25 protein-coding genes are annotated in these 24,312 nt (G+C 72.1%); 8 read left to right on the top strand and 17 right to left on the bottom strand.

Annotated features, from left to right (window positions below):
• Window positions 1-1,072 precede the first annotated feature (1,072 nt).
• A complete protein-coding gene (locus Vgi01_RS28880) occupies window positions 1,073-1,414 on the top strand; it encodes a hypothetical protein (RefSeq protein WP_102660408.1) in 342 nt (113 codons plus the stop codon).
• Window positions 1,411-2,070 (top strand): nucleotidyl transferase AbiEii/AbiGii toxin family protein, encoded by a 660-nt coding sequence (locus Vgi01_RS28875; protein WP_308441828.1) that lies wholly within the window; start codon window positions 1,411-1,413, stop codon window positions 2,068-2,070. The genes Vgi01_RS28880 and Vgi01_RS28875 overlap by 4 nt, the downstream gene beginning before the upstream one ends.
• Before the next feature lie 127 nt (window positions 2,071-2,197).
• Here the strand turns inward: Vgi01_RS28875 and Vgi01_RS28870 are convergent, their stop codons facing one another.
• The gene (locus tag Vgi01_RS28870; RefSeq protein ID WP_102660409.1) at window positions 2,198-3,100 is read right to left on the bottom strand and encodes an SDR family oxidoreductase; all 903 of its coding nucleotides are present in this window, start codon (window positions 3,098-3,100) and stop codon (window positions 2,198-2,200) included.
• Between the two features lie 188 nt (window positions 3,101-3,288).
• Entirely contained in the window at window positions 3,289-4,422 is a 1,134-nt protein-coding gene (locus tag Vgi01_RS28865; RefSeq protein ID WP_204293161.1) for a geranylgeranyl reductase family protein, read from the bottom strand.
• 139 nt (window positions 4,423-4,561) lie between these two features.
• On the opposite strand from Vgi01_RS28865, the gene Vgi01_RS28860 reads away from it, so the two are divergent.
• Together Vgi01_RS28860 and Vgi01_RS28855 are read left to right on the top strand one after the other, a co-directional pair.
• Window positions 4,562-4,798, top strand: a complete 237-nt coding sequence (locus Vgi01_RS28860) for a hypothetical protein (protein ID WP_013733942.1) — start codon at window positions 4,562-4,564, stop codon at window positions 4,796-4,798.
• Window positions 4,795-6,225 carry an MFS transporter gene (locus Vgi01_RS28855; protein ID WP_204293160.1) on the top strand — a complete coding sequence of 477 codons (1,431 nt, stop codon included), beginning with the start codon at window positions 4,795-4,797 and terminating at the stop codon, window positions 6,223-6,225. Before Vgi01_RS28860 ends, Vgi01_RS28855 begins: the two co-directional genes overlap by 4 nt.
• A 69-nt stretch (window positions 6,226-6,294) precedes the next feature.
• Here Vgi01_RS28855 and Vgi01_RS28850 read toward each other — a convergent pair whose 3' ends face one another.
• From Vgi01_RS28850 to Vgi01_RS28795, 12 genes are all read right to left on the bottom strand, one after another.
• The gene (locus Vgi01_RS28850; protein WP_204293159.1) at window positions 6,295-6,966 is read right to left on the bottom strand and encodes a hypothetical protein; all 672 of its coding nucleotides are present in this window, start codon (window positions 6,964-6,966) and stop codon (window positions 6,295-6,297) included.
• Between the two features lie 233 nt (window positions 6,967-7,199).
• Complete coding sequence (locus tag Vgi01_RS28845; RefSeq protein ID WP_239089223.1) at window positions 7,200-8,225, bottom strand: DUF3626 domain-containing protein; 1,026 nt, start codon at window positions 8,223-8,225, stop codon at window positions 7,200-7,202.
• 189 nt (window positions 8,226-8,414) lie between these two features.
• On the bottom strand, window positions 8,415-9,044 hold the full coding sequence (locus Vgi01_RS28840; protein ID WP_204293158.1) for an MBL fold metallo-hydrolase: 630 nt from the start codon (window positions 9,042-9,044) through the stop codon (window positions 8,415-8,417).
• On the bottom strand, window positions 9,044-10,129 hold the full coding sequence (locus tag Vgi01_RS28835) for an S-(hydroxymethyl)mycothiol dehydrogenase (protein ID WP_204293157.1): 1,086 nt from the start codon (window positions 10,127-10,129) through the stop codon (window positions 9,044-9,046). Before Vgi01_RS28835 ends, Vgi01_RS28840 begins: the two co-directional genes overlap by 1 nt.
• Window positions 10,126-11,532, bottom strand: coding sequence for an MFS transporter (locus Vgi01_RS28830; protein WP_204293156.1), 1,407 nt, complete (start codon window positions 11,530-11,532; stop codon window positions 10,126-10,128). The genes Vgi01_RS28835 and Vgi01_RS28830 overlap by 4 nt, the downstream gene beginning before the upstream one ends.
• Entirely contained in the window at window positions 11,529-12,191 is a 663-nt protein-coding gene (locus tag Vgi01_RS28825) for a GntR family transcriptional regulator (RefSeq protein ID WP_204293155.1), read from the bottom strand. The genes Vgi01_RS28830 and Vgi01_RS28825 overlap by 4 nt, the downstream gene beginning before the upstream one ends.
• Before the next feature lie 68 nt (window positions 12,192-12,259).
• The gene (locus tag Vgi01_RS28820; protein WP_102660418.1) at window positions 12,260-13,165 is read right to left on the bottom strand and encodes an alpha/beta fold hydrolase; all 906 of its coding nucleotides are present in this window, start codon (window positions 13,163-13,165) and stop codon (window positions 12,260-12,262) included.
• The gene (locus Vgi01_RS28815) at window positions 13,162-14,025 is read right to left on the bottom strand and encodes an SDR family NAD(P)-dependent oxidoreductase (RefSeq protein ID WP_204293154.1); all 864 of its coding nucleotides are present in this window, start codon (window positions 14,023-14,025) and stop codon (window positions 13,162-13,164) included. Before Vgi01_RS28815 ends, Vgi01_RS28820 begins: the two co-directional genes overlap by 4 nt.
• On the bottom strand, window positions 14,018-15,502 hold the full coding sequence (locus Vgi01_RS28810; RefSeq protein ID WP_204293153.1) for a flavin-containing monooxygenase: 1,485 nt from the start codon (window positions 15,500-15,502) through the stop codon (window positions 14,018-14,020). Before Vgi01_RS28810 ends, Vgi01_RS28815 begins: the two co-directional genes overlap by 8 nt.
• Before the next feature lie 97 nt (window positions 15,503-15,599).
• Window positions 15,600-16,466, bottom strand: coding sequence for a 4,5-DOPA-extradiol-dioxygenase (gene ygiD, locus Vgi01_RS28805; RefSeq protein ID WP_239089221.1), 867 nt, complete (start codon window positions 16,464-16,466; stop codon window positions 15,600-15,602).
• A gap of 94 nt (window positions 16,467-16,560) precedes the next feature.
• A complete protein-coding gene (locus tag Vgi01_RS28800) occupies window positions 16,561-17,163 on the bottom strand; it encodes an MBL fold metallo-hydrolase (protein WP_102660421.1) in 603 nt (200 codons plus the stop codon).
• Window positions 17,164-17,173: 10 nt separating this feature from the next.
• The gene (locus Vgi01_RS28795; RefSeq protein WP_204293152.1) at window positions 17,174-17,749 is read right to left on the bottom strand and encodes a MarR family winged helix-turn-helix transcriptional regulator; all 576 of its coding nucleotides are present in this window, start codon (window positions 17,747-17,749) and stop codon (window positions 17,174-17,176) included.
• A gap of 95 nt (window positions 17,750-17,844) precedes the next feature.
• On the opposite strand from Vgi01_RS28795, the gene Vgi01_RS28790 reads away from it, so the two are divergent.
• Both Vgi01_RS28790 and Vgi01_RS28785 read left to right on the top strand, forming a co-directional pair.
• Entirely contained in the window at window positions 17,845-18,732 is an 888-nt protein-coding gene (locus Vgi01_RS28790) for an LLM class flavin-dependent oxidoreductase (RefSeq protein WP_204293151.1), read from the top strand.
• Window positions 18,733-18,805: 73 nt separating this feature from the next.
• Window positions 18,806-19,225, top strand: coding sequence for an archease (locus Vgi01_RS28785; protein WP_204293150.1), 420 nt, complete (start codon window positions 18,806-18,808; stop codon window positions 19,223-19,225).
• Between the two features lie 11 nt (window positions 19,226-19,236).
• Here the strand turns inward: Vgi01_RS28785 and Vgi01_RS28780 are convergent, their stop codons facing one another.
• Window positions 19,237-20,655 (bottom strand): RtcB family protein, encoded by a 1,419-nt coding sequence (locus tag Vgi01_RS28780; RefSeq protein ID WP_204293149.1) that lies wholly within the window; start codon window positions 20,653-20,655, stop codon window positions 19,237-19,239.
• A 209-nt stretch (window positions 20,656-20,864) separates the two neighbouring features.
• On the opposite strand from Vgi01_RS28780, the gene Vgi01_RS28775 reads away from it, so the two are divergent.
• Window positions 20,865-21,368 carry an anthrone oxygenase family protein gene (locus Vgi01_RS28775; protein ID WP_204293148.1) on the top strand — a complete coding sequence of 168 codons (504 nt, stop codon included), beginning with the start codon at window positions 20,865-20,867 and terminating at the stop codon, window positions 21,366-21,368.
• Between the two features lie 109 nt (window positions 21,369-21,477).
• Window positions 21,478-22,389 carry a pentapeptide repeat-containing protein gene (locus tag Vgi01_RS28770; protein ID WP_239089219.1) on the top strand — a complete coding sequence of 304 codons (912 nt, stop codon included), beginning with the start codon at window positions 21,478-21,480 and terminating at the stop codon, window positions 22,387-22,389.
• Between the two features lie 48 nt (window positions 22,390-22,437).
• On the opposite strand, the gene rnhA is transcribed toward Vgi01_RS28770, so the two are convergent.
• Window positions 22,438-22,905 carry a ribonuclease HI gene (gene rnhA, locus Vgi01_RS28765; RefSeq protein WP_013733961.1) on the bottom strand — a complete coding sequence of 156 codons (468 nt, stop codon included), beginning with the start codon at window positions 22,903-22,905 and terminating at the stop codon, window positions 22,438-22,440.
• Between the two features lie 97 nt (window positions 22,906-23,002).
• Window positions 23,003-24,250 (bottom strand): lycopene cyclase family protein, encoded by a 1,248-nt coding sequence (locus tag Vgi01_RS28760; RefSeq protein ID WP_204293147.1) that lies wholly within the window; start codon window positions 24,248-24,250, stop codon window positions 23,003-23,005.
• Window positions 24,251-24,312 lie beyond the last annotated feature (62 nt).

Raw genomic sequence — 24,312 nt, 5'->3', positions numbered from 1 at the left:
GGGGGAAGGTTCACCGGCTCACACGCGGGGCGGGGAATCCCACCGCGCTCATCGCAGAGGGCGAGGGGCCCTCACGGCGCCGGGACCATGTACAACGACCGACCACCCACCATCATTCCCGGGGGGACGGGCCAACCACGAAGCCATCTTGCTCTGCTCCGGGCGGTCTTCATCGGCCGGTCAGACATGTACAACGACCCGCCGGCCACCACCATTCCCGAGAGCTGACCCATCCACATCCCGGAGGCGGCCACTCGTCGGAGCCATCTACTCGGCACCGCCGCCTTCGCCGGCCGGTCAAGGTACGTCCGTCCAACCGCCCGCTGGCCGCCACCATTGCCCGGACGCCGCCCGTCAGACCGGACATACCGCGCACCGGCCGCACTTCCGGCCACCGGAGGGGCGGAGGCAGGCGGCAACGGCCGAGGCAGACGACGTCTGCGGGAGGGACTCGCACCGTTTCGCCCAAACGGCGGGGTCCAACTCGGCGGGATACCGCCATTTCGCCGTAACGGTGTCGATCACCGCGCGCCGGGCACACCCCAACGGCCACACCGCGCCGACTTCAGCTGGCAAACCAGCCAAAGATAGCCCAAACAACCTAAATCCCGCCCTTGGCGCGGACAACCCGTGACCAGGGGCGCGGACAGCCCGTGACCAGGACAGCCCGTGACCAGGGGCAGGACAGCACATGGCCAGAACAGCACGACAGCCGACAGCCCTGCGGGCGGTCGACCGGGTCAGGTGACAGGCCAGCCCTGCCGAGAGGCTAGACGCGGCAATGAAGCCTCCCACCGTCATCGCACAGTTCGGCCGGCCAAGCCCTCACCGTTACACCGAAACGGCGGAATCCTGGGGGGCGGGAAAGCGCCGTTTCGGCGTAACGGAGTCGATCACGACGATCGTGAGGTGGTTGGTCGTGAAGGCGGTCGGGGTTCGGGGTTCGGGGGTTCGGGGTGATCGAAGGGGTCGCGGTGATCGCGGGGGTCGGGGAGGTCGGGGGGTGGGTGGATTTGGTGGGGGTGGGTTGGGGAGAGTCCGGTTCCGGGGGGTGTGGGGTTACCCTGGCAGGATGCAGGCCGTCTTCGGAGTGACGACCGGCGTGGCGCATCTCGCCCGGCCGGGGCGGCCCGCCGTGGTGGCCCGGACGTTGAGCGAGCTGCGTGGGCCCACCCGTGGGGTGGTGGAGCTGCCGGTACGACTGATGTGGTGCAGCGACCGCGCGTTCGATCTGGCCGACCCCGACCAGCTGCTCTGGATGTACGAGAACGTGCTGCGGGAGACCACCAGCGTCGATGACCTGCGTCGGTTGGTCAACGGGCGGACCCTGCCGCGGGTGTGGCGGCTGCTGAACCTGCCCCGGGGCGTACGCACCGCCTGGGAGAGTCGGCACCGGGGTCTGCGGTCGGCGTGATCACGCCCCATCCGCACGACTTCTACCGCGAGGTGGCCCGGGTCGCGTTGACAGTGGCCGGGCCGTACCGTTTCGTGCTCGGTGGCGGTGTCGCGTGGGCCGCGCACGGGCTGGTGACCCGCCCCACCGAGGACGTCGATCTCTTCGCCGACGTGGAGGGTGCCGCCGCTGCGGCGGCCGCCGGCGTACGCGACGCCCTGCGGGCGGCCGGGTTCGAGGTGACCGACGCGGACCCGGACAGCGACCTCGGCGACCTGTTCGAGGGCTTCCACGCGGACATGCGGGACTTCGTGGTCGCCCGGGACGGCCGGCAGATCCGGCTCAGTCTGGCCCGCCTCGACCGGCATCGCAGCCCGGTGGTGATGGACTTCGGGCCGGTGATGGACGTCCGCGACCTGATCGCCAACAAGACCGCGGCGCTGGTCAACCGGCGCGAGGTACGCGACTACATCGACGTGGCCGCCGCGCTGGCGGACCGGTCGGTGGCCGAACTGCTGGAGCTGGCCAGGCAGCTCGATCCCGCTCTGGACGACGAGGATGTCCGCGCCGCCGGCCGCTACCTGGACCGGATCCCCGACCGTCGCTTCGCCCGCTACGGTCTCGACGCCGCCGACATCACCCGAGTCCGCCGGCAACTGGCAGCCTGGCCCCGCTGATCACAGGGTTGACCAGGCATGCTTCGCCCCGTCAGCGTGGCCCCGCCAACAAAGCCCTTCAACCACACGCGTTAACAAGGGGCCCCTCCTCTACCGCAGGCGTTAACAAGGGGCCCCTCCTTGCAGGTCATTTGGTGAAGCGGCCGCCGGTGACGCCGAGCACCTCACCGGTGATGAAGCTCGACTCCTGCGAGGCGAAGAAGACGTACGCGGGTGCCAGCTCGGCGGGCTGGCCGGGGCGGCCGACCGGGGTGTCCGTACCGAACTGTTCGACCTTCTTCTCCGGCATGGTGGCCGGGATCAGGGGGGTCCAGATCGGGCCGGGGGCGACCGCGTTGACCCGGATGCCCTTGTCCACCAGGTCGGCCGCGAGGGACTTGGTGAAGTTCGCGATCCCCGCCTTGGTGGTGGCGTAGTCCAGCAGCTGCGGCGACGGGTCGAAGGCCTGGATCGACGAGGTGTTGATGATCGCCGAGCCCTCCTCCAGGTGCGGCAGGGCCGCCTTGCACAGCCAGAACATCGCGTACAGGTTGGTCTTGAGCACCCGGTCGAACTGTTCGGTGCTGATTCCGGCGATGCCCTTGTCCTGCGCCATCTGGTAGGCGGCGTTGTTCACCAGGATGTCGATGCCGCCCAGGTCGGACAGTGCCCGGTCGATCAGCCCCTGGCAGGTGCTCTCGTCGGTGATGTCGCCGCGTACCGCGATGCCCTTGCGGCCGGCGGCCTCGATGAGTCGTACGGTGTCCTGCGCGTCGGCGTCCTCCTCCTCGCTCAGGTAGGAGATGAGCACGTCGGCGCCTTCGCGGGCGAAGGCGATCGCCACGGCCCGACCGATGCCGGAGTCACCGCCGGTGATCACCGCCTTCTTGCCGTCGAGTTTGCCGCTGCCGGTGTAGGTCTCCTCCCCGTGGTCGGGCTTCGGGTTCATGTCCCCCGTTCGTCCCGGCGGCGTCTGCTGCTGGGCGGGCTGTCCCGACTGCTGGCCGTACTGCTCGGTGGGGTCCTGCTGGGTGTGCTGGTCCTGGCTCACGGGGGTCTCCTCGTGCGGGTTGCTGGGATCCGGTCCCCGATGGCCCTACCCCCACTGGCGGCGCGGAAACAGCGGATTGCGCCGTAGATCATCACCGCTAAAGCATCCTAGGATCCTGGGTGGCAGGTGCCGCCGGTGGCGGCGCCATCGGCGGGGCGGGGGTGCCGCCACGCCGATGAGGATCGGGATCAGCGGGGGTGCGGCAGCCGGGCGGCCAGCGCCAGGGCGGTGCGGACGGGCAGCGCCTCGACCAGTTGACCGAAGTCGGACCGGCCCAGGCAGAACCGGGTGAACGCCCGCCAGCCGGGCGGTGTGCCCAGCGCCAGGTGGAAGAACTCCGGTCGCTGGGCGAAGACCTCCCGCAACCGGTGCCCGGCCCGGATGGCCGGCACCAGCCGCTGCTGCACCGCGTGTTCGTAGCCGGCCAGGTCGGCGTCGGCGACCGCTGCACCGGCCAGTTCCCCGGAGCGCAACGCGAAGCTGATCCCCTCCCGGCTCCAGGGTTCCAACAGGCCGGCGGCATCCCCGGCGACCAGGACCCGACCCCGACGCAACGGTGAGTCCTCGGCGCGGCAGCGGGTCAGGTGCCCGGTGTCGTGCACCGGTGACACCCCGGCCAGGCCGAGCCGGTCGACGAAGCGGCGCAGGTAATCCCGGGTGCGCTCCCCGTCGCCCCGGCCGGCGATCACACCGACGCTGAGCCGGTCGGATTTGGGAAACACCCAGGCGTACGAGCCGGGCAGCGGGCCCCAGTCGAGCAGCATCCGACGCCGCCACCGGGCCTGCTGCTGCGGCGACACCGGCAATTCCAGTTCCAACCCCAGATCCACCTGCCGGTAACGCACCCCGACGTGGCGGGCACTGACCCCCGACGAGCCGTCCGCACCGACGACAGTGCGCGCCAGGACCGTGGCACCGTCGGCAAGCCGCAGGCGTACGCCGTCGGGGGTCTGATCCACGGCGCGGACCGTGACCCGCTCGCGGACCTCGGCCCCGGCGGCCACCGCGGCAGCGCGCAGCCGGTCGTCGAACTCGTCCCGACGCACCATCCGCACCAGGGCACCCGAGCGGTGCCGTCGGGTGAACGACCGACGGCCGTCCAAAGTGAAGGTGACCTCGTCGACCGCGTCGTGCACGGGCACGTCGATGCGGTTGGCGGCGGCCGCGAACGAGATGCCTGTCAACCCGCCGCCGCAGGTCTTGTAACGCGGGTGCGTGGCGCGTTCGAGGACAAGCGTGCGGACGCCGCGCCGGGCGGCGGCGAAAGCGGCCGACAGGCCGGCCGGCCCACCGCCGATCACTGCGAGTTCCCAGACGGTCACCGCAGCAGCGTAGAGCAGGGTGGGCCACCACGCGGGGAGGCCGATCCACGCGCCGTCGCCGGTGCATTTTCGGCCTCGCAGGGGGTAACCGCGCGGCGCAGACCGCCTGGGTGGGCGGGTGGAGCGTGAGGAGGGCACCATGCAGCAGGTGCAGCTGTCGGACGTCGAGGTTCGGGTGTACGACGCGGTGGCGGCGCTGGAGGCACGCGGACAGGTCCCGTACCCGGACTCGATCGCCCAGGAGTGCGGACTGACCGAGGAGCAGTTGCAGACGCCACTGCACCTGCTCACCGAGAAGAACCTGCTGCACCGGGAGGACTCCCCGATGGCCGGGTTGGACTTCGGTCCCCGGTTCTGCGCCCAGCAACTGGCGTGACGGACGCCGCCCGAGCGGCACCTGAGTCCTACGACGGGCGACGACGGTGGCAGGCCCTCGGCGTCGGGTTGGTCGCGGCGTTCATGACGCTGCTGGACATCAGCATCGTCAACGTGGCCATCCCGTCGCTGGACCGGGGGTTGGACGCCAGCCCGGCGGACCTGCAGTGGGTGCTGTCCGGGTACGCGTTGGCCTTCGGGTTGGTGCTGGTGCCCGCCGGTCGCTTCGGTGACGTGCACGGCCGCCGCAACGCCTTCGTCTTCGGCATCGCGCTGTTCACGGCGACCAGCGCGGTGGCCGGCCTGGCCCAGTCCGCCACCTGGCTGGTCCTCGCCCGGCTGCTCCAGGGCGCCGCCGCCGGGGTGGTGAATCCGCAGGTGACCGGGATGATCCAGCAGCTTTTCCAGGGTCCGGAACGGGCCCGACCGTTCGGCCTGCTCGGTGCCACCATCGGCATCTCCACCGCGATCGGTCCGCTGCTCGGCGGTGTGCTGATCGCCGCGGGCGGACCGGAACACGGCTGGCGGTGGGTCTTCTTCGTCAACGTCCCGGTGGGGATTCTCGCGATGGTCCTCGGCTGGCGGCTGATCCCGCACCGGCCGGTGGGCCAGACCGCCCACCGCCGCGCGGACCCGGTGGGCGTCCTGCTGCTCGGCGTGGGTGTGACGCTGCTGCTGTTGCCGATGGTGCAACGGGAGCAGTGGCACGGCCCGGCCAAGTGGCTGCTGCTGCCCGCCGGCCTGATCACGCTTGTCGGCTTCACGCTCTGGGAGCGCAGGTACGCCCGGCAGGGTCCCCCACTGTTCGACGTGGGCCTGTTCCGGGTCCAGTCGTACGCCCTCGGCGCGCTGATCGCCCTGAGCTACTTCGGCGGCTTCACCGCGATCTTCTTCATCTTCACCCTCTACCTGCAGACCGGGCTCGGCTACAGCGCCCTCGTCGCCGGTCTGGCCATCACCCCGTTCGCGCTCGGCTCGGCCGTCGCGTCGGCGATCGGTGGTCGGATCGTCAACCGGTTCGGTCGGCCGCTGGTCGCCACCGGGCTGCTCGCCGTGGTGGTCGGGCTCGGTCTGGTGGCGTTGGCCATCGAGGTGGCGCCGCACGCCCCGGTGCCGTGGGTGACCGCCGCTCCCCTGCTGCTCGCCGGGATCGGCAGTGGTCTGGTGATCGCCCCGAACCAGACGTTGACCCTCTCCGAGGTGCCGGTGCCGCAGGCGGGCAGCGGGGCGGGGATGCTGCAGACCGGTCAACGCATCGGCTCGGCGGCCGGGATCGCCGCCGTGGGCGCGGTCTTCTTCTCGACCGTGGGCAGCGACAACGACTGGTCGAAGGCGTTCGAGCGGTCGCTGCTGGTGTCGGCCGGGATCATCGCGTTGGCCCTGCTGGTCGCCTTCGTCGACATCTTCCGCCACCGTCGGCCCGCCTGAGGCTGCGGGCCTGCGGCAGAAGAACGCGAAACGGCCGGCCCCGGAATTCGGGACCGGCCGTTTCGAAACTCACCAGAGCTGGGTGACGATGTCCGCCGCCTGCTCCTCCCACTGCGCGTAGTGGAACGGGTAGGCAGACACCTGCACCGTCTGCGCCGCGGCGGTCAACGGCATGTCACGCCAACCGTTGACGTTCTTCAACGCCTGGAAGAAGGCGTTCGAGGAGTACTCGGGATCGGTGATCTGCGTTTCGGTGCCCCAGCCGCTGGACGGACGCTGCTGGAACAGCCCCTGCGAGTCGTGGTCGTTGTACGCGCCCAGGTGGCCGAGGTTGTACAGCTTCGACTCCTGCAGGGCGGTGGCGATGCCGATCACCGCGCCCCGCTCGCCGACGCCGGTCTTCTTGGCCACCTCGATGATGGTCTTGGCGTTCTCCCGCTGGGCGCCGTCCAGCGGCACACGCGACTGCGCGCCCTGGACGCCGTGCGGGATCAGCTCCCCACGGGTCGGCTTGCCGGTGGTCAGCGCCGACTCGACAGTGGTGCCGGTGGTCTCCCGACCGGTGGCCTTGTCGATCGCGGCCACGGCACCCTCGTGCGGGCCGGTGGTGAGTGGTGCGGCGACGGCCGTCGGGCCGAAGGCCAGTCCGGCGAGGGCGGTGACGCCCACCACGCTCAGCGTGGTCTTGCGATTCGGGTTCGTCGCGATGGCCGGGAGCCATCGAGTGAAGTCGAACTTCACGATGGTTGCCCTTTCGATCGTTACGAGCCGCTCCGGGTTGAGCCGCTCTCGGGGGACGGTCGCCGGCAGGGGTTTGGATGCCAGCGTCTCGGGGGACACAACCCGGCCGACGTGTCGGGCATTTCCAGAAATAGCCTGAACGCGGAGGGTGAGACGCTGCTCACGCCCCGGATCGGGTGGACGCTCCGAGCCGGCACGAACCAGACACCGATGCGGATCGGGTGGCGAACCGGTCAGTCGGCAGGCGCGCCGAACCGCACCAGCACATGCCAGAGCTGCTTGAGGTGTTGCCGTGTGTCGGTGATCGGGCCCCGGTCGGCCCAGCGGGCCGGGTCGGTGACGACCGAGGCGGCGGCCCGACCGATCAGGGCGGCGGTGAGCGGTTCGCCGGGTCGGGCGAACTCGGCGTGCACCCGGGCGGCCAGCGGCACCATCGCCGGCCCCCGGAAGTCGGCGTCGACCCGGTCCACCGGCAGGGCGAAGCCGGCGTGCCAGCGCAGCCGGAAGCCGTACCGCCGGGCGGCCGTGGCGAGGTCCGCACCGACGGCGGTGCCCCGGAACGAGGGATCGGCGAGGAGTTCCTGCACGTCGCGACCCAGGTGCAGCACGCCGTGCACCTGCGCCTCGACGTAGTCGTCAAGGGCCCGGCCGGCGGCTGCCGCAAGGTCCTCGCGGCGGCGCAGCAGGTGCGCGGTGAGGTCGACCAGGTTCATGCCGGGGCGGCCCAGGCAGACGCCGGTGTCCACCGTCGCGGCGAGCAGCGCGGCCAACACCGGCTCGAACACTTCGGCGGTGCCGACGTCGCGGGGACCCAGGTGGCTGTCGCCGAAGCAGAACGTGGTGCGGTGCCGCACCTCGGGCCGCAACCGCAGGTGGCAGGAGCCGAACCGGACAGCGGCGCCGTCCGGGTGGTCGAGCAGGTTCAGGCCGCCGTACTTCGGCCGCTCCGCCGGGCGCACGCCCGGTCGCTGGTACGCCCCGCCGAACATCTGCTGCTCCCACCGGTCCCGGTCGCCCCCCGGGTACGCGGTCAGCCCGCCGTTGGAGATGCCGGTCTCGAACTGGCTGCGGTAGACGCCTTCGGTGGCGAGGGCCTGCGCGACCGACCGGCCGTCGGCGAGCAGCCGGTCGGGGTGGAAGTTGAGGGTGATCCGGCCGGCGTGGCCGATCGCCGCGACGAGGTGCGCCGGGTCGGCGCGTACCCCGGTGAGCAGTCGACCGATGGTGGCCCGCGCGTCCGGGCGGTCGCGCAGCGCCACGGTCCGCACGTGCCGCAGCGCGTGGCGCTGGGCCGGGGTCAACGTCGGTGGTGGGCCGGGCTGGCGTGGAGCGACACCGGCGGCGGGCAAAACCGCCGCCGGTGCGCGTTCACAATCGGGTACGGACGACACGGCGACAGGGTCGCCCGACTCCCGCCACCGAAGCATCACATTTGTCGGCGGCGCAGGTCAGTGCCCCCGGGCCAGCCACTGCGGCAGCTGCGGCGCTTCGGCACCGATGGTGCTGCTGTCGCCGTGACCGGGGTGCACCACGGTCTGCGGCGGCAGGGTGAGCAGCCGGTCGCGGATCGAGTCGATGATGGTGCCGAAGTCGCTGTAGGAGCGGCCGGTGGCACCGGGTCCGCCGGCGAACAGGGTGTCGCCGGTGAAGACGACCTCCTGGGCGGCGTCGTGCAGGCAGCACGCGCCGGGGCTGTGCCCGGGGGTGTGCAGCACGGTCAGCGTGCTGCCGCCGACCTCGATCCGCTGGCCGTCGTGCAGCTCGCCGCCCGGTGGCTCGTCGGGGTGCACCATGTCCCACAGCACCCGGTCGGCGGGGTGCAGCAGCACCGGCGCGCCGGTGGCGCGGGACAGCTGCGGGGCGACCCGGACGTGGTCGTCGTGGGCGTGGGTGGCGACGATCGCGGTGACCCGACGGCCGGCCACCACCTTGCAGATGGCGTCCACGTCGTGCGGGGCGTCGATGACGACGCACTCGCTGTCGTCGCCGATGACCCAGACGTTGTTGTCGACGTCGAAGGTCTGCCCGTCGAGGGAGAAGGTGCCGGAGGTGACGGCGTGGTCGATGCGGGCGGTCATCAGAAGACCACCACCGAGCGCAGCACGTCGCCGTGGTGCATCCGGGCGAACGCCTCCTCGACCCCGTCGAGGCTGATCTCCTCGGTGACGAAGGCGTCCAGGTCGAGGCGGCCCTGCAGGTAGAGCTCGGTGAGCATGGGGAAGTCGCGGCTGGGCAGGCAGTCGCCGTACCAGCTGGACTTGAGGGCCCCGCCCCGGCCGAAGACGTCCAGCAGCGGCAGCTCGACACGCATCTCGGGGGTGGGTACGCCGACCAGCACGACGGTGCCGGCCAGGTCACGGGCGTAGAAGGCCTGCTTCCAGGTCTCCGGTCGACCGACCGCGTCGATCACCACGTCGGCGCCGAACCCGCCGGTGGCGGCCTGGATCTCGGCCACCGGGTCGGCCTCGGAGGCGTTCACGGTGTGGGTGGCGCCGAACTTGCGGGCCCAGTCGAGCTTGCGGGAGTCGGTGTCCACCGCGACGATCGTGGTCGCGCCGGCCAGCACCGCACCGGCGATCGCCGCGTCGCCGACACCGCCGCAGCCGATCACCGCCACCGAGTCACCGCGGGTCACCCCGCCGGTGTTCATCGCCGCGCCGAGCCCCGCCATCACACCGCAGCCGAGCAGCCCCACGGCGGCGGGCCGGGCGGCCGGGTCCACCTTGGTGCACTGGCCGGCGTGCACGAGCGTCTTCTCGGCGAACGCGCCGATGCCCAGTGCCGGGGTGAGTTCGGTGCCGTCGGTCAGGGTCATCTTCTGAGCGGCGTTGTGGGTGGCGAAGCAGTACCACGGGCGGCCCCGCCGGCAGGCCCGACACACACCGCAGACCGCCCGCCAGTTCAGCACCACGAAGTCGCCGGGGGCGATCGCGTCGACCCTCGCACCGACCTGCTCGACGATGCCGGCGGCCTCGTGCCCGAGCAGGAACGGGTAGTCGTCGTTGATGCCGCCCTCGCGGTAGTGCAGGTCGGTGTGGCAGACCCCGCAGGACTGCACCCGTACCACCGCCTCACCGGGCCCGGGGTCCGGCACCACGATGTCGGTCACCTCGACCGGAGCGCCCTTGCTGCGCGAGATGACTCCCCTGACCTGCTGGCTCACGCTTTCCTCCTCATCCGCGCCGGCGCGGCGCGCCGCCGTGCTGCGGCTTCGCCGGAGAACCGACGGCGCCGACGATCATTCCCGGAGGCGAACCTACCGCCGCGACCGCCGATCGGCACAGTGTCCGGGCGGCCGACCGGCAGGTCCGGCCCGTCGTGCTGGCGTCGGGCGGCGTTACGCCACCGCAGCACCTGCACCACACCCACCGCCCACAGTACGTACTGCAGGGCGAAGGCCCAGCGGTATGCGTCGAGACCGGGGACGCTCTGCCCGGTCGGGGTCGCCACGTCGAGCACTACGCCGACGGCGAGCACCAGGGCGATCGCCGCGACGAAGCCACCGACGTTGACGATCCCGGTGGCGCTGCCCATGCGGTTGACCGGGTTGAAGGTGCGCGCGAAGTCGAAGCCGATGAGGGCACCGGGGCCGTTGAGGGCCAGCACCAGCGCGAGGACGACCAGCAGCCAGCCGGGGGCGCGTCCGGGCCAGAGCAGCACCACCGCCCAGGTCGCCGCGGTCATCCCGTTGATGGTGAAGACCAGCACCGAACGGTGTCGCGGGAACCGGCCGCACAGGTACGCGACCGTCGGCCCGGTGACCAGCATGCCCAGGGTCAGCACGGTCAGCAGCGTGGCCGCCGCGGTGGGGGCCAGTCCCTGCCCCTGCACCAGGAACGGGAAGCCCCACAGCAGCGCGAACACGCTGCCGGAGAACCCGGTGACGAAGTGCGTCCACAGCCCGAGGCGGGTGCCCGGGGCGGCCCAGGCGGCGGCGAGCAGCCCGCGCGGCGGCGGCGCGGCGGCCACTGTCACCCGGTGCGGGGTGTCCCGGATCGCGGCGACGGCCACCAGCAGGATCACCGTGGACACTGCGGCGGCGGTCAGGAAGGCGGTGGTCCAGCCGGTGTGTTCCAGCAGCAGCACGAGCGGGACGGCACCGATAACCGCGCCGAGTTGCCCGAGCGTGCCGGTCAACTGCACGAGCATCGGGTTGCGGCGGCCCGGGAACCAGTACGCGACGATCCGCAGGACGCTGATGAAGGTCATCGCGTCGCCGAGACCGACCAGGACGCGAGCCGCCACGGCCAGGCGTACGTCGGTGGCGAGGGCGAAGCAGAGTTGACCGGCGACCATCAGGGCGCCACCGGTGATCAGGAGGCGGCGGGAGCCGTACCTGTCGAGCAGCATGCCGACGGGCACCTGCATCACCGCGTACACGGCGAGTTGGGCGACGGTGAAGGTGGCAAGCGTCGCGGCGCTGATCTCGAAGCGGTGGGACGCCTCCACCCCGGTCACGCCGAGCGAACTGCGGTGGAACACCGACGCGACGTACGCGCTCAGGGCCACGCCCCAGACCAGCAGCGCCTGCCGGCGCGGTACGGGTGCCGGGTCGGCCAGGCTCACCGGAGGCCCCGCAGCGCGCGGGCGGCGTTGTCGATGTGGCTGGCCACGGTGGCCAGCCACGGTCCGGGGTCGTCGGCGTCGAGGGCGGCCAACTGCGCGGCGTGGTCGGTCAGCGCCATGTCGGCCCAGCGGGGCGAGAGCCGGAAGGTCGTCTCACCCATCCGCAGTTGCCGGTCACGCAGCCGCTGGTACAACTCGGCGAGGATCTCGTTGCCGGCGGCGTCCACGACTGTGGCGTGGAACGCCCGGTCGGCGGCCATCAGGGCGGTCAGGTCACCGGCGGCGTGCGCGGCGCGCATCTCGGCCAACCGGGCGGCCAGGTCGGCGCGGATCTCGGCGCGCCGCGGCCAGACCTGCTCGGCGGCGTGCACCTCGACCAGCCGGCGGGCCTCGATGACGTCGGTGATCTCGCGGGCCGAGACCGGCAGGATCAGCGCCCCGCGCTTGGGATAGAGCCGGACCAGTCCTTCGGTCTCCAGCCGCAGCAACGCCTCCCGCACCGGAGTACGCGACACCCCGGTCGCCTCGGCGATCTCGCCCTCGCTGACCAACGACCCACCGGGATGGACCTGTTCCAGGATGGCCCGCTTCAGGTGGCGGTAGGCGCGTTCGGCGGCCGAGGGCGCGACGGTACGACCGACCGGCGAGGGATGCGTCATGTATCTATGATGCGCCTCAAGTCTTTCGGCAGCTCCGGTGGGGTCCTGGCGTTCGTCGGATGCGTTGGCTACGGCCGCGGGTCGTCCTGCTGGTGCCGTCGCGCGTCGTCCTGTTGGTGCTGTCGCCACCCGGGCGTCGTGGCCCAGAACTCCCGCACCACCTCGCTGAACTCCTCGGCACGCTCGACCTGCGGCAGGTGTCCACAACCGGCGAACACCCGGGTACGGGCGTGCGGCAGCAGCGTACGCGCCGCGGCCAGGTGCGCCGGCGGCAGGATCCGGTCGTCGTCGCCCCAGACCACCAGGGTCGGCAGGCCGAGTCCGGCCAACCGGCCGAGCAAATCGTCGCGCCAGGGCTGCCGGATGCCGCGCACCGTGCCGAGACCACGTGCGGTCTCCAGCACCACCCGGGCGGCGTACGGGTGGCGGGCCACCGCCAGGGCGTGCCCGATCCGTTCGGGGCTGGCCAGCGTCGGGTCGTGGAACAGCGCCCGCTCGGCGCGACCGGCCGTGTGACGGCTGGGCCGCAGCAGCAGCCGGCCCAGGCCGGGCAGGGTGAGCAGCCGCAGCGCCAGGGTCACCTCGCGGCCGAAACCCGCGCTGGCGACCAGGGTGAGGGAGGCGACCCGGGTCGGCCGGGTGACCGCGTAACCCATGGCGACGGCGCCGCCGAGTGAGTTGCCCACCAGATGCACCGGCTCGTCGACGCCGGCCGCGTCCAGGTAGGCGCCGACGAACCGGGCCAGCGCCGGCAGGGTGTACGGCTGGGCCATCGGCAACGATCCGCCGTGGCCCGGCAGGTCGACGCTGTGCACCCGGTACCGGTCGGCCAGCAGGTCATGCTGTTCGGTGAAGTCCCGCAGCGTACGCCCGATGCCGTGCAGCAACAGCACCGGCGGCCCGGCGCCGTCGACGCGGTGATGGACCCGCCGCCCGTCGACGGTGAGGTGCCGGAACCGGGCGGGGATGCTCACCCTTGCGCGGGGGTACGGGGGCGGGACTCGGCGCGGCGGGTCTCGGCGCGGCCGAGGGCGGCCAGCAGGTGACCGTGAGCGGCCGGCGCGACCCGGACCAGCAGGTCGGGAAGGCGGGCCGACCAGCCGATCAGCACCCGACCACGGCGGCGGGCGACACCCCGCAGGATGGCCTCGGCGGCGGTCGCCGGGTCGATGGTGAGCAGCCGTTCGAAACGCCGCCGGCCATCCTCGAACTGGACCCGGTCCACCCCGCTGCCCACCCGCGCGTCGCGGGCGATGCGGGTCCGCACCCCACCCGGATGCACGCAGGTCACGCCGATGCCGTCGGCGGCGAGTTCGTGTCGCAGCGCCTCGGTGAAGCCGCGCACCGCGAACTTGCTGGCCGAGTAGGCGACCTGGCCCGCCGGGGCGATCAACCCGAACAGGCTGCTGACGGCGACCAGGTGCGCGCCGGGTTCGGCCTTGAGCGCCGGCAACAACGCGTGGGTCAGCTGCGCCACCGCCCGGAAGTTCACCTCGACGACCCAGCTGAACTCGTCGAAGGTCACCTCGTCGAAGCGCCCTCCGAGGGCCACCCCGGCGTTGTTGACGAGCAGTCGGATCCTCGGGTGCCGGGCGCGGACCTGCTCGGCGACGGCGGCGGTGGCCTGCGCGTCGGCCAGATCGACCTGGTACGTCTGCACCGCCCGTCCGGTGGCACGCAGCGCGGCGGCCACCGCGTCGAGGCCGTCGGCGTCGCGGTCGAGCAGGACGAGGTCGCTGCCGCGTCGGGCCAGCCCGTGGGCCAGGGCCGCGCCGATGCCACCGGCCGCGCCGGTGACGACGGCGGTGCCGCCGGTGAAGTCGAACTTACGCATCGACAGACCTCCGTAGTGCCGAGTCGGCCCGACTGAATCGGACCCCGGGATCGGTGAGCCGCCCGAACCGCAGCAGCAGCAGATCGCGCAGGTAGTTCTGGCGCACCCGCCACGGTGCCCGATGACCCTGCCGGGGCAGCCGATCGACGCCCCTGCGCACGTACCCGGAGGTGAGCCCGACCAGCGGCGCCCGGCGGTCGTCGGGCGGGGCCAGCGGGGTGATCACCTGCGTGCCGGTGCGGTCCAGGTGCCGCAGCAGCCGGCACACGTACTCGGCGACCAGGTCGGTCCGCAGCGTCCAGGAGGCGTTGGTGTAGCCGAAGGCCAACGCGAAGTTCGGCACCCCGGAGAGCAACGTCCCCTTGTACGCGACGGTCTGCGCCACGTCGACGTCGACGCCGTCCACCCGCAGCGTCATCCCGCCGAGCAGGAGCAGGTCGAGCCCGGTGGCGGTGACCACCACGTCGGCCGGCAGGTGGACACCGGAGGTCAGCTGGATGCCGTCGGTGGTGAACCGGTCGATGGTGTCGGTGACCACGGTGGCCCGCCCGGCGGACACCGCGGCGAACAGGTCCCCGTCGGGATCCACACACAACCGTTGATCCCAGGGGTCGTAGCGGGGGTTGAAGTGGCGGTCGACGTCGTAGCCGGCCGGCAGTCTGCGGGCCGTTCGCCGGCGCAGCGCCCGCCGCACCAGCCCGGGCGCCAACCGGCTGAGCTGGTAGATGGCGGTGACCAGCAGGATGCTCTTCCAGCGGATCAGCGGGTACGCGAGCCGCGCCGGCAACCGGCGGCGCAGCGTGTCGGCGAACGCATCGTCGCTGGAGTGTGCCAGCACATAGGTGGGTGAGCGTTGCAGCATGGTCACCTCGGCGGCCTGCCGGGCCAGCGCCGGGACCAGGGTGATGGCGGTGGCGCCACTGCCGATCACCACCACCCGACGGTCGCGCAGGTCGAGGTCGGCGGGCCAGTGCTGCGGATGCACGATCCGGCCGGTGAACCGCTCCTGCCCGGTGAACTGCGGGGCGTACCCGGCTTCGTAGCGGTAGTAGCCGGTGCAGGCGTACAGGAAGGCGCAGGTGAGGGTGAGTGTCTCGGCGGTGTCGTCGCGGCGGACCAGCACCGTCCACCGGGCCTGCGTGCTGTCCCAGTCCGCCCGCAGCACCCGGTGCCGCAACCGGATGTGCCGGGTGACGTCGTGCTCGTCGGCGGTACGACGCAGGTAGTCGAGGATCGTCGCGCCCTCGGCGATCACCTTCGGGGCCTGCCACGGGGCGAACGAGTAGCCGAAGGTGATCATGTCGGAGTCGGAGCGTACGCCCGGATAGCGGAACAGGTCCCAGGTGCCGCCGACCTCGTCGCGGGCCTCCAGCACGGCGAACGTCTTGTCCGGGCAGTGCCGGCGCAACTGGCAGGCCGCGCCGATGCCGGACAGCCCGGCGCCCACGATGAGCACGTCGACGTGGTCCGGGGCCATCTGATCTTCCTCCAGGTACGCGAGACGCTGCCTGGGGACCCTATCCGGTGGGGTGGACCAGCGCGGCCTGGCGGGCGTCGGTGACCAGGGCTGCGGCTCAGATGTTCGCGGAGTCCGGCGGCACCGCCTCCGGCAGGGTGGGGGCACCGGCGAGCGGTTCGGTGGCCCGGCCGGGCAGACCCAGGGTGTACGCGGTCATCGACAGCGACCCGTAGGCGTACCCGTCCACCAGCACCTCGGTGCCCTCCCCGGTCGCCCCGGCCAGGCCGGCCAGGTAGAGCAGCGGGATGAAGTGGTCCGGTGTCGGCACGGCGAGGTCGAAGTCGCGGTGGGCGTCGAGGCGGCCGGCCTCGGTCGGGTCGTCCAGCATGGTCGCCTTGGCCGCCTCGTCGAAGCGTTGCGCCCAGTCGAAGCCCTGGTCGACAAGTCGACGGTCGACGCCACCGAGGTTGTGCACCACGTTTCCGCTGGCCACCACCAGCACCCCACGCTCGCGCAGCGGGGCGAGCTTCGCGCCCAGTTCAAGGTGGTAGTCCAGGCCCTTGAAGGCGTTGATGCTCAGTTGCACGACCGGGATGTCCGCCTCGGGGAAGGCGTGCACCAGCACCGACCAGGTGCCGTGGTCGATGCCCCAGGAGTCGACGTCGGCGCCCACCCAGGTCGGGTGCACCACGTCACTGACCTCCTCGGCCAGCTCGGGCAGGCCCGGTGCCGGATAGCGGACGTCGAACAACTCCTGCGGGAAGCCGTAGAAGTCGTGGATCGTCTTCGGGCGCGGCATCGCGGTGACCGCGGTGGCACCGATGTACCAGTGGGCGGAGACCACCAGGATCGCCCGGGGTCGGGGCACCGACCGGCCGAAGGCCCGCCACGCAGCGGTGTACCGGTTGACCTCGAGGGCGTTCATCGGGCTGCCGTGGCCGAAGAACACGGCCGGCATCGTGGACACGGTGTCGTCGCTCATCGCACGTCTCCTGCTGTGGCGGTGGCCCGAGCGTATCCGGCTCGCCCGGCAGCCGGCGGGCCTGCGCCGATCCCGTACGCGACCGGGGGTGCCCTCAGGCGGTCTCGCCCGGGGCGAGATACCGGTAACCGGGGACGGTCTCGGTGAACCAGCCGTTGACGCTGGCCAGGCCCCGGTCGTTGAGCTGGGCGTCGTGGATCGGGAACACCTCGGTCGCGCCGACCGCGGTGGCGAAGTCGATCGCCTCGGTGAGCTTGAGCCAGGATGCCTGTGCCGGGACCAGCAGGGTGCGCACCGGCCGACCCGGCAGGTGCAGCGAGTCGCCCGGGTGGTAGACCGCGTCGCCGACGAGATAGCCGAGGTTGACGCAGTCGGGTTGCCCACCGTGGATGGTGGCGTGCCGTCCACCGACGGCGGTCACCTCGAACCCGGCGGCGGTGAACCGTTGCCCCGGCCGTACCCGGGTCACCGGCAGGCGGGCCAGGTCCGGCAGCACGGCGCCCTCCGGTACGAAGACCGGCACGCCCAGACCGGCCAGCCGCAGCACGTCGACGTGATCGGTGTGTTCGTGGCTGACCAGCACGGCGTCCGCGCCGGCCAGGGCTCGCGGCTCACTCCACGTGCCGGGGTCGATGACCAGCACCGCGCCGTCCAGTTCGAGCCGGACGCAGGAGTGGGTGTACTTGGTTGTCCGCACCCGATGCAGGCTACGGCTCGGCGGTGCGGCGGGTGGTCCCGCTGCGCGTGGCGCGGGTCGCCGGGCGGCGACGTGACGGTGGCGGGTCCGCCACCACCTCGGCCACCGCACACAGGTCGGTCAACGGGTCGGCCTGCTGCGCCGCGCACGCCGCCCGACGCAGCAGGCCCCGCAGGGTGGCGGCCTCCTCGTCGGTCAACGCCGACATCAGGCGTGTCTCGACGTCCCGCAACGCCTCCCGCCGCTGCCGGGCCGCCGCCCGACCGGCGTCGGTGACGACGACCAGTCGGCTGCGCCGGTCGGCCGGGTCGGGACGACGCGACAGCAGCCCGTCGCGCTCCAGGTCGTCGATCAGGTACGTCAGCACGGTGCGGTCGATGCCCAACTCCTCGGCGATCGCGCCCTGGTTACGAGCCGGGTCCCGGTCGGCGGCGACGAGCACCTGGTAGCCGCGTGGCCCGCCGGGCAGGTCACCGACGGTGTGCTCGGCACCACGCAGGTGGGCCCGGAAGAGGACGCCGAGCATCCACCCGAGGTCGTCCCTGATCGGGTCGGTGTGGATGTCGTCGCCGTGGGGACCGCTCATGCCCCCAGGTTAGCCCAGATCACAGATTTTATTGAGCACACATGTTCTATCCGGCATAGCATTGGCGGTCTCCGCTCTCAGGAAGGACGACCGCGATGAGCGACTACGGACACGACCTGATCTTCGGCTCGTTCCTGACCCCCGGCAGCGCCGACGCGACGCAGCCGGTCCGGCTCGCCGTGCTCTCCGAGCAGGTCGGGCTCGACCTGGTCACCTTTCAGGACCATCCCTACCAGCCCGCGTACCTGGACACCTGGACACTGATGAGCTTCGTCGCCGCCCGGACCAGCCGGGTACGCCTGGCCGCGAACGTGACAAACCTGCCGCTGCGTCCACCCGCGGTGCTGGCACGCAGCATCGCCAGCCTGGACCTGCTCAGCGGCGGCCGCACGGAGCTCGGCCTGGGCGCCGGAGGGTTCTGGGACGCCATCGAGTCCATGGGCGGGCGACGCCTCTCCCCCGGGCAGTCGGTACGGGCGTTGGAGGAGGCGATCGAGATCATCCGCCAGGTCTGGGACGCCGGTGCACGGGGCGGCGTGCGGGTCGACGGCGAGTTCCACCGGGTGATCGGGGCCAAACGCGGACCGGCCCCCGCCCACGACGTACCGGTCTGGGTCGGGGCGTACAAGCCACGGATGCAGGCGCTGACCGGACGCCTGGCCGACGGCTGGCTGCCGTCACTGCCCTACCTGCAGCCCGGTGACCTGGCCAAGGGCAACGCCGTCATCGACGAAGCCGCCACCGCCGCCGGCCGCTCCCCCACCGACGTACGCCGGCTGCTCAACATCAGCGGACGGTTCACCGAGACCGGCAGCGGCCCGCTGCAGGGCCCGGCCGAGCAGTGGGCCGAGGAGTTGGCCGACCTCGCCCTGACCGAGGGCGTGAGCGCCTTCATCCTGGCCAGCGACGACCCCGACGACCTGCGACGGTTCGCCGCCGAGGTGGCACCGGCCACCCGGGATCTGGTCGCCGCCGAACGGTGATCGCCCTGCGACGGCCCGACCCGTCGGTGAGAGAGGTCACCGCGCCGACCCGCCGGGCGGCATCATTCGGGGCATGGGGCCAGCACGCGGGCACCGGTTGGTGCCGCACACCGCCGACGTCCGCATCGAGGCGTGGGCACCGGACCGGGCCGGCTGCCTGACCGAGGCGGTTACCGCGATGGTCGAGTCGTTCGCCGACCTCGCCGGTGCCCGACTCCACGCCGAACGGGAGTTCCGCCCGCCACCGGCCGCCGACGAGGACCTGCTGGTCGCCGTCCTCGACGAGGTGATCTACCGGATGGAGACGGCGGACGAACTGCCGCTGGTCACCGAGATCACCGACGACGCGGGTGGCCTGCGGGTGCGCTGGGGCGTCACCGGCACCGGCGAGGTGGAGCTGACCGGCGCGGTGCCGAAGGCGGTCTCCCTGCACGAGCTGCGTTTCGGCGGCGACGACCGGGGCTGGTGCGGTGCGGTGACCCTGGACGTGTGAACGGCTGCGCCTCAGCCCTTGACCACGCCCAACGGCACCAGCCGGGCCACCTTGCGGCACAGCCCGGCGCCCTCGGCCGCCTCGACGACAGCCGAGACGTCCTTGTACGCCGCCGGCATCTCCTCAGCCAGACCGCGCCGCGACGCCCCGCGTACCACGATGTCCCGGGCCTCCAGTTCGGCGCGCGGATCCCCGCCCACACCCGCCGCGACCGCCTGCTTGCGGCTGCGCACCCGCCCCGCGCCGTGGCAGGTGGAGGCGAACGCGGGCGAGTCCGCCACCCCCGTCAGCACGTACGAGCCGGTGCCCATCGAGCCGGGGATGAGCACCGGCTGACCGACGTCCCGCAACTCCTGCGGCAGGTCGGGATGGCCGGGCGGCAGGGCCCGGGTGGCGCCCTTGCGGTGGACGCACAACCGCCGCACCGCGCCGTCGACCACATGCTCCTCGATCTTGGCGAGGTTGTGCGAGACGTCGTAGACCAGGTCGAGCCGCCGGCCCGTCTCCCGCTCGAAGATCCGGCCGGTCGCGTGGGCGAGCAACTGCCGGTTGGCCCGCGCGTAGTTCGCCGCGGCGGCCATCGCGCCCAGATACGCCCGACCGGCCGACGAGGCGACCGGAGCACAGGCCAACTGCCGATCCGGCACCTGGATGCCGTGGCTGCCCATCACCTGCTCCATGGCCCGTACGTGATCGGTGCAGATCTGGTGGCCGAGCCCCCGCGAACCGCAGTGGATCATCACGCAGACCTGGTCGCGGCGCAGCCCGAACGCCTCGGCCACCGACTCGTCGTACACCTGGTCGACGGCCTGGACCTCCAGGAAGTGGTTACCGGAGCCGAGGCTGCCGACCTGGTGCGCGCCGCGCTCGATCGCCCGCTCGCTGACCTGCGCCGGGTCCGCGTCGTGCACCGCGCCGTAGTCCTCGCAGCGGAGCAGGTCCCGCTCGACCCCGAAGCCACGCTGCACGGCGTACCGGGACCCACCGCGCAGCACCGCGTTCAACTCGTCGCGGCTGGTGAGCTGCCACACCGCGCCGCTGCCCATACCGCGTGGGGTGGCCGCGCTCAGCGCGTCCATCACCGCCTCCAGCCGAGGCCGCAGCTCGTCGCGGTCCAGGTCGGCGGCGAGCAGCCGGACCCCGCAGGAGATGTCGAAGCCGACCCCGCCGGGCGAGACCACCCCGCCGGCCGCGACGTCGGTGGCCGCCACCCCGCCGATCGGAAATCCGTAACCCCAGTGCAGATCAGGCATCGCGTACGAGGCGCCGACGATGCCGGGCAGGGTGGCGACGTTTGCCACCTGCTCCAGCGACCGGTCGGCCACCGGGTCCGGCAGCAACGCGCGGGACGCGAAGATCACCCCCGGGACCCGCATCGGATCACGCCGGTCGATCCGGAAACGGTACGGCGACTCCTCGACCAGCTCCATCCGCGGCGGCTACCCACGCTCGTGGTGCCTACACCTACCCGCGCATCAGGGCACGGGTACGCCCAGCGACGTGCCGGCCCGGCACCGTCGTACGTCGAAAGGCGACCCGGATCCGGGTCCGTGGACGGCAGGCGAGCACCGTCGGCGCACCTACCGTTGGCCGCGCACCAGATGGAGCGTGCCCGTCCGGGCACCGATGGGAGGATGCGATGCGCGGCAAACTCATCTGGATCGCCCTCGTCGGCCTGACCTGGGCGGCCATGATGTCGTTCGGTGGGGTGGCAGCCGAGACGGTCATGCTCTACCCGAACATCTTCCAGGACCCGCCGGCCTCGCTGGAGCGGGCCCGCGAGTTCCTCGCCGTCAGCGGCCCCAGCGACTACTTTCCCCCGCTGGGCGCCTCGGTGGTGCTGCTGAGCGTCGCCGCGACGGTGCTCACCTGGCGTCAGCGCGGTCTGCGATGGTGGATCGTGGCCGCGACGGCGGTCTTCGTCGCCTGCGAGTTCCTGTTCTCGGTGGTCTTCTTCTGGCCTCGTAACGAGATCATGTTCGTCGATCCGGCCGGCACCCACTCACCGGAGTACCTGCGCCAGGTCGCCGACGAGTTCGTCGCCGGGCACTGGGTACGACTCGCCGGTGGGGCGGTGACCGCCGCCCTGTCCTTCACCGCTCTCCTCCGCTGGGCCCGTACCGACCAGCGACAGGTCCCCTGATCGACACCGATGCCCGCAGCTCGACCGGCGGCCGGCCGCTGGTCGGCCGGACTGGCCGGGCGGGAACAATGAGTGCCGGCGACGGATCAGCGAGAAAGAGGCGGGCAAGGTGTCGGAGATGACCGGAACCGCAGGCGTGACCGGACGCACCGGTGCGGGGCGCGTCGCCCTCGGCGGTGGTGCGGTGGAGGGCGGGCTGCGCGCCGACTGTGCCCGCTGCTTCGGTCTCTGCTGCGTCGCCCCCGCGTTCGCCGCGTCCGCCGACTTCGCGCACGACAAACCCGCCGGCCAGCCGTGCCGCAACCTGCGTACCGACTTCGGCTGCGGCATCCACCCCGAGCTACGCGAGCGTGGCTTCGCCGGGTGCACCGTCTTCGACTGCTTCGGCGCGGGCCAGCGGGTGGCCCAGCAGACCTTCGGTGGCCGGGACTGGCGTACCGCGCCGGAACACGCCGGTCAGATGTTCGACGTCTTCGCGGTGATGCGGTCGCTGCACGAACTGCTCTGGTACCTGACCGAGGCACTGCGGTTGCGGCCGCCGGCCGACCTGGTCGCGCAACTGTCCGCCGCACTGGCCGAGACCGACACGTTGGCCTCGGGCAGCGCGCAGGACCTGCTCGCCCTCGACGTCGACGGGCACCGCGCGAAGCTCAACGTGCTGTTGTCGCGTACCGCCGAACTGGCCCGCACCGGCGGCGGGGCCGCCGGTGCCGACCACCGGGGTGCCGTGCTCGTCGGCCGGGACCTGCGCCGGGTCGACCTGCGTCGGGCGAACCTGCGCGGCGCGACGCTCATCGGGGCGGACCTGCGCGGTGCCGACCTGACCCGCGCCGACCTGACCGGTGCCGATCTGCGCGGGGCGGACCTGCGGGGCGCGGATCTGTCCGACGCCCTGTTCCTGCATCAGGCTCAGCTCGACGCGGCCCGCGGTGACCGGCAGACCCGCCTACCGGTCCGGCTCGGTCGGCCCGCCCACTGGTCGGCCCTGCCGCTGACCCCCCGCCGCACCCGACGACGCTGACCACCTCCGACGCCGTGTCGGTGCGTCGGTCGCCTGGCCACGAAGGTGTCACACGGTGGCGGATCGCGCCTCGGTCATGCCCTGGTTGGCCAGGGCGTCGGCCCGCTCGTTCTCCGGATGTCCGTTGTGGCCCTTGACCCACAGCCAGGTCACCCGGTGCCGGGCGCAGGCCGCCTCCAACTGCTGCCACAGGTCGGCGTTCTTCACCGGCTGCCTGGCCGCGGTCAACCAGCCGTTACGTTTCCAGGACGCCAACCAACTGGTGATGCCGTTGCGCACGTACGTGCTGTCGGTGTGCAACTCGACGGTGACCGGCCGGGTCAGGCTCTCCAGAGCCTTGATGGCGGCGGTCAACTCCATCCGGTTGTTTGTGGTCGGGGTGGCCTCCCCGCCGCAGATCTCCCGCTCGTGGGCGCCGTAGCGCAACACCGCACCCCAGCCACCCGGGCCGGGGTTTCCGCTGCACGCGCCGTCGGTCCAGATCTGCACGACCCGACCGGCCGCCTCGTCCACCATGCCACCAAACCTACCGAAGCCACCTGCACCGACCGACGACCGGCCACGCGAGCCCGGCGGAAACCCTGAACCCGCGACTCACCCTCGACCCGTGGGCTCAGGGATCCGAACCGACGACCGGCGGGGGCACCCGCCAAACCGGCCGCCGCGCCGGTACGACCCGATCGCGAAGTCGACAGGCGGCATCACCCACCGCTGCGGCGGCCATCGACGGCAGCCGGGTCGAGTTCATGACCGCCAGGTCCTCCGCCACGCTCGTGGCACCGTCGAGGAACCGCAGCACCCGCGACGCCGGATTACTGTCGAACAACCGGGCGAAGAACGCGGGACCGCCGACCAGGTCACGGTCCAGGGCCCGCAGCGCGACCGCATCCATCCAGCGATGCCGACGAGGGTACGCCGGACCCGGCACCGGTGGCCGCCCGGCAGCCAGCGCCCGGGCCACCTGGTCGGCCTGCCGGTACATGGCCGCGAAGGTGAACCCGGTGGACGGGCGGGTCGCACCGCCAGCAGTGCCCAGGCGTACCACCCGAGGTGACGGGCGGGCGACGAACGGCCCGTCGGTCATCGGGATGACCCCGTTCTCCACCTCGCCCACCGTGAACCGGGCCGGGTCCAGGCCGAGCAGGTCACAGTAGCCACCGAGAGCACGGTCGTACGCCGCCCCGGTGAGCAGGTGCGGTGAGAACTCTGTGTACTCGACCAACGCGTACCGGCTGCTGACCGGCAGCACGTACCCGAAGGACACCCCACGGGTCGGCTGCGGCGTACGAAAATCCATCAACACGGCACGGGTCGGATCGAACAACGGGCGGTCCGCCGCCAGCCACCACCCGCGGAAATGCTGCAACCAGTTCGTCCGCCCGGGCCGCTCCGGTGGTCGGGGTCGCGAGTCCAGCACCCAGCCGGCCCTCAGCACCGGCCCATCGGTGCCACCCACCAGCACCCCGTCGCCATGATCGGTCACCGTGTCGGCGCTGGCGACCACGCGGGTCACGCCCAGCAGGCGCTCCGCCTCGGCCGCCCGGTCATAGATCGGTGACGACCGCAGCATCGCGTACCGCAACGGAGCGACGTCGAGGACGCGCTGCCTCTCGGCGGTGACCACCTCGACCCGCGACCAACTCGCGCTGAGCAACTCGTCCAGGTCGTTTCCGGGCCGGTCCCAGAACGCCCAGGTCCGGTCCTGACCGCGCCGGTGCACCGGATCGACCACAGCAACACGCAGGTCGCGTACGCCATGCCGGGCCAGGGCGGCGAGCACCAGCGAAGCCGCCCCGCCCCCGCCGAGCAGGGCGAGGTCGACCTCCAACGGCACAGAACCCACCCGGCCACGCTGCCACACCCTCCGAACTGTGCACCCTTTGGGGCTCTGGGGTGCCTTGTTGTTCGGTGGTTGCGGTGGGG

Origin of the sequence: Micromonospora gifhornensis (assembly GCF_016863515.1) — a bacterium.
In the GTDB taxonomy this organism is placed as follows: Bacteria; Actinomycetota; Actinomycetes; order Mycobacteriales; family Micromonosporaceae; genus Micromonospora; species Micromonospora gifhornensis.
This window is presented reverse-complemented; position numbering and strand designations above follow the sequence as displayed.